Source organism: Gemmatimonadota bacterium (genome assembly GCA_039715185.1).
Taxonomy (GTDB): Bacteria; Gemmatimonadota; Gemmatimonadetes; order Longimicrobiales; family RSA9; genus DATHRK01.
On the sequence record JBDLIA010000235.1, the window covers coordinates 1 to 1154 of the forward strand.

At 72.7% G+C, this 1154-nt stretch carries 2 protein-coding genes; both read right to left on the reverse strand.

What is annotated here, in order from left to right; genetic code table 11:
- Positions 1-402 (reverse strand): ATP-binding cassette domain-containing protein (locus ABFS34_16930; protein ID MEN8377111.1); only part of this gene is annotated, 402 nt, incomplete at its 3' end.
- Positions 399-1154: ABC transporter ATP-binding protein (locus ABFS34_16935; protein MEN8377112.1), on the reverse strand; the 756-nt coding region annotated here is incomplete at its 5' end. The genes ABFS34_16935 and ABFS34_16930, both read right to left, overlap by 4 nt.

The following is a 1154-nucleotide window of genomic DNA, read 5'->3' on the forward strand; positions in this document are numbered from 1 at the left end:
GTCGCGCTCGTCGGCGAGGCCGGCGGTGCGGAGCGCCCAGTCGCGCCGCTCTTCGGCGGCGGCGCCCGTGACGCCGTACAGCCCCGCGAACAGCTCCAGGTTCTCGTCGACCGTCAGGTCGCCGTAGAGCGAGAACTTCTGGGACATGTAGCCGATGCGGGAGCGCACCGCGGCGCGCTCCTCGGGGATGCGCACGCCGGCCACCACGCCGTGCCCCTCGGTCGGCGTCAGCAGCCCGGTCAGCATGCGGATGGTGGTGGTCTTGCCCGCGCCGTTGGGGCCCAGGAAGCCGAAGATCTCGCCCCGGGCGACGGAGAACGTGACGTCGTCCACGGCGGTGAAGTCGCCGAAGCGGCGGGTGAGGCCGCGGACGTCGATGGCGGGGGCGGTCGGCTCGCTCATGCCGCGCTCGCCGGCTCGGGCTCTTCGGCGACGAGGTCGAGGAACAGGTCCTCGAGGCTCGGCGGCGAGGGTTCGGCGTCCAGCACGGACACGCCGGCGCCGGCCAGCGCGGCGGCGACATCGGGCCAGTCGGTTTCCTCGGCGAGGGAGACGTGCAGATGGTCCCCGAACAGCAGCGCGCTCCTCACGCCGGGCAGCGCCCGGATCCGGTCGCGGTCGGCGCGCGTGGAGGAGGTCCGGACCCGGTAGAGCCGGCCCGGGTGCCGCTCGATCAGCGCCGCGGGCGAGTCCAGCGCCAGCAGCCGTCCGTCGTGCAGCAGAGCCACGCGGTCGAAGCGCTCCGCCTCGTCCAGGTAGGACGTCGACACGATCACGGTCACGCCCTCGTGGACCATCTCGTGGATGATCAGCCACAGGTCGCGGCGCGAGATGGGGTCGACGCCGAAGGTCGGCTCGTCCAGCAGGAGCAGCGTCGGCTGATGGATGAGCGCGGCGGACAGCCCGAGCTTCTGCTTCATGCCGCCCGACAGCGCGCCCGCCAGCCGGTCCTTGAACTCGTCCAGGCGGGAGAAGCGATACAGCCGCTCGAGCCGCGCGGCGCGCTCGGCGCGGGGGACGCGGTTGAGGTCGGCGTAGAACTCCAGGTTCTCGGCGACGGTCAGGTCCTCGTACAGCCCGAAGCGCTGCGCCATGTAGGCGGTGAGCGGCTTCGCGGCCTCGGGGTCCTTGGCGATGCTGTGGCCCGCGATCCA